This is a genomic window from Mesorhizobium sp. M7A.F.Ca.AU.001.01.1.1 (genome assembly GCF_004022735.1).
GTDB classification, from domain to species: domain Bacteria; phylum Pseudomonadota; class Alphaproteobacteria; order Rhizobiales; family Rhizobiaceae; genus Mesorhizobium; species Mesorhizobium ciceri.
This window is the reverse complement of sequence record NZ_RZPF01000774.1, coordinates 1-2,903: the sequence shown is the minus strand read 5'-3', so window position 1 is coordinate 2,903 and position 2,903 is coordinate 1. Positions and strand designations below refer to the sequence as shown.

Annotated in this window: 3 protein-coding genes; all 3 read left to right on the top strand. The window is 64.2% G+C overall.

Annotated features, from left to right (window positions below):
* Positions 1 to 81 precede the first annotated feature (81 nt).
* On the top strand, positions 82 to 1,149 hold the full coding sequence (locus EN884_RS31560) for an ABC transporter permease (RefSeq protein WP_063170658.1): 1,068 nt from the start codon (positions 82 to 84) through the stop codon (positions 1,147 to 1,149).
* Positions 1,146 to 1,973, top strand: coding sequence for an ATP-binding cassette domain-containing protein (locus EN884_RS31555; protein ID WP_063170659.1), 828 nt, complete (start codon positions 1,146 to 1,148; stop codon positions 1,971 to 1,973). Before EN884_RS31560 ends, EN884_RS31555 begins: the two co-directional genes overlap by 4 nt.
* An 80-nt stretch (positions 1,974 to 2,053) precedes the next feature.
* On the top strand, positions 2,054 to 2,903 hold an 850-nt coding region (gene kdgD, locus EN884_RS31550; protein WP_128360959.1), incomplete at its 3' end, for a 5-dehydro-4-deoxyglucarate dehydratase.

Sequence of the window (2,903 nt, the reverse complement as noted above, 5' to 3'; positions counted from 1 at the left end):
TGCGTGATGTGGCGGGGGTGGCGACGGCTGCCCGTCGCCGATCCTCTTCTTCGCCCAAAGTTCGAAATCAGGAAGACAAGAGTGCCGCCCACAGAAACCAAGCCTGCGAAGAAGACCGGCGTCAAGGTTCCGCACACAATGACCGAGAGGCTGCTGATCCTGCTGTCGCGCTATCGCGAGGCCAGCATCGCCGTGGTCGCCATCGTGCTCGTGATCTATTTCCAGTTCGGCAGCGATGGCGGCTTCCTGTCGCCGCAATTCATGAGCGTCGTGCTGCGCGACACCGGCCGGCTCGGCCTGATCGCCGCGGCGGAAGTCATGCTGATGATCACCGGCGAAATCGATCTGTCGCTCAGCGCCATCTTCTCGATCGCACCCTACGTCATGGCGCTGCTGTCGGTCACCTATGGCGTGCCGCTGGCCGTCGGTGCGCTGATCGGCGTGCTGATCGGCATATTGGTCGGCGCCATCAACGGCATCATCACCGTGCGCTTCAAGGTGCCGTCGCTGATCACCACCGTCGGCATGCTGTTCTTCCTGCAAGGCATCGTCGTCTCGATCTACAACAGCCAACCGATCGTGGCGCCGGTCGAGCAGCCCTTCAACGCCATCTTCGGGCAGAGCCTGTACCAGCCGTCGGATGCGCTCTTGTCCTGGCATGGCATCACCGCGTTCACGCCCTTCCTGTGGGCGGTGCTGGTGGTGCTGGTGCTGGCGCTGGTGCTGAACCGCACCACCTTCGGCCTGCACACCATCGCCACCGGCTCCAACATCATCGGCGCCCGCGAGATCGGCGTGCGCACCGACCGCATGAAGATCTACAATTTCATGATCGCCGGCGGCTGCGCCGCCTTCGCCGGCATCATCAACACCGCCCAGTTCACCTCGGCTGATCCGCAGGCCGGCAGCCCGTTCCTTACCTTGCAGGCGATCGCGGCGGCGGTCATCGGCGGCACTTCCCTGCTGGGCGGCTCCGGCACCGTCATCGGCGCGCTGATCGGCGCCTTCGTCGTCGCCTCGCTCAACAACGGCCTGGTGATGATCGGCGCCCAGGCCACTGTGTCCGACATCTATCTCGGCGCGGCCATCATCGCCGCGATGATCCTCTCAATCCAGGTCGACCGCCTGCGCACACGGAGGCGCGTATGAATTCGCCAACCATTCCGCCGCTGGCACCCGATGCGCCTGTCGTGCTGGAGATGTCCAACATCTCCAAGAGTTTTGGCGCCGTCACCGCCCTCGTCGACGTCTCGATCAAATTGCGCCAGGGCGAAGTCCTGGCGCTGGTCGGCGACAATGGCGCCGGTAAATCGACGCTGATCAAGATCCTGTCCGGCTTCCACCAGCCCGATACCGGCACGATCGTCTCGCAAAGTAAGGAGGTGCGTTTCGCCTCGCCGCGCGATGCGCGCGCCCAAGGCATCGAAACCGTCTATCAGGACCTGGCTCTGATCGGCGACCTCAGCGTCTTTCACAATATGTTTCTGGGCCGCGAGTACCACAAGCGCTTCCTTGGCCTGAACCTGCTGGACAATAGGAAGATGCGCGAACAGGCGCAGCTCTATCTCGATACGCTCGGCATCACGATCCCCAGCGTCAACAGCACGGTCGACCTCCTGTCGGGCGGGCAGCGCCAGTGCATTGCGGTTGCCCGCTCGATCTATTCGTCGCCGAAGATCCTGGTGCTCGACGAACCGCTGGCGGCACTGGGCGTGCGCGAGAGCGCGCATGTGCTGGGCCTGATCCAGAATCTGCGCCAGCAGCGCCAGGTTTCGGTGATCCTGATCGTCCACAACTACAACCAGATTTTCGAAGTCTGCGATCGCATCAACTTCCTGCATTCGGGCGAGGTCGCGCTCGATGCCTCCACGGCCGACACCAGCGAGGAGGAACTGATCCGCATCGTCAAGTCGGGCCTGGGCACCAGGGCGATCGAAGCTGCCGCGGCCGAAGTCCGGCCGGGCCTCATATGAACCTGCCGGCAAGTCACGGCTAGAACAATCCTTGCCGGCCCGACCTCCCATCGGCCGGCCCCTCGCACGGAGTATTCGTTTTGACGTTCTCACCCACCGAACTGACCAGATCCCTTGGGCGCGGGCTGCTGTCCTTTCCGCTGACCTTCTTCGACGATGACGGTGCCTTCAACGAGGACGGTTACCGCGCCCATGTCGCGGCCCAAGGCACAGCCGGGGCGAGCGGGCTGTTCGCCGCAGGCGGTACCGGCGAGTTCTTTTCGCTGACGCTTGAGGAATACAAGCGCGTCGTGCGGGCGGCGTCGGACGAAGTGCCCGATACGATGCCGCTGCTGGCCGGCGTCGGCTACGGCACGCATATGGCGGTCGAGTTCGCCCAGGCCGCCGAGGCCAATGGCGCCGACGGGCTGCTGGTGCTGCCGCCCTATCTGGTCAAGTCGGAGCAGGAAGGCCTGCGTCGCCACCTGACGGCCATCTGCCGCTCGGTCGGCATCGGCGTGATCGCCTATAACAGGGACAATGCGGTGCTGACGCCCGACACGCTTGAGCGTGTAGCGCAGGATTGCCCGAACCTGATCGGCTTCAAGGACGGCGTCGGCGATATCGAACTCCTCACCGCAACACGCTACCGCATGGGCGACCGGCTGGTCTTCATCGGCGGCATGCCAACGGCCGAAGTCCATGCCAGTGCCGCGGCTGCGATCGGCATGACGACCTACTCCTCGGCGATCTACAATTTCGCGCCCGAGATCGCGCTGCGTTTCTTCAATGCTCTGCGCGCCGGCCGCACAACGGAAGTCGGTGATCTCATCCGCTCGTTCTTCCTGCCCTACCTCGCCATCCGCAACCGGCGCGCCGGCTATGCCGTGTCGATCGTCAAGGCCGGTGCGCGTATTGCCGGGATCGACTGCGGCCCGGTGAGATCGCCGC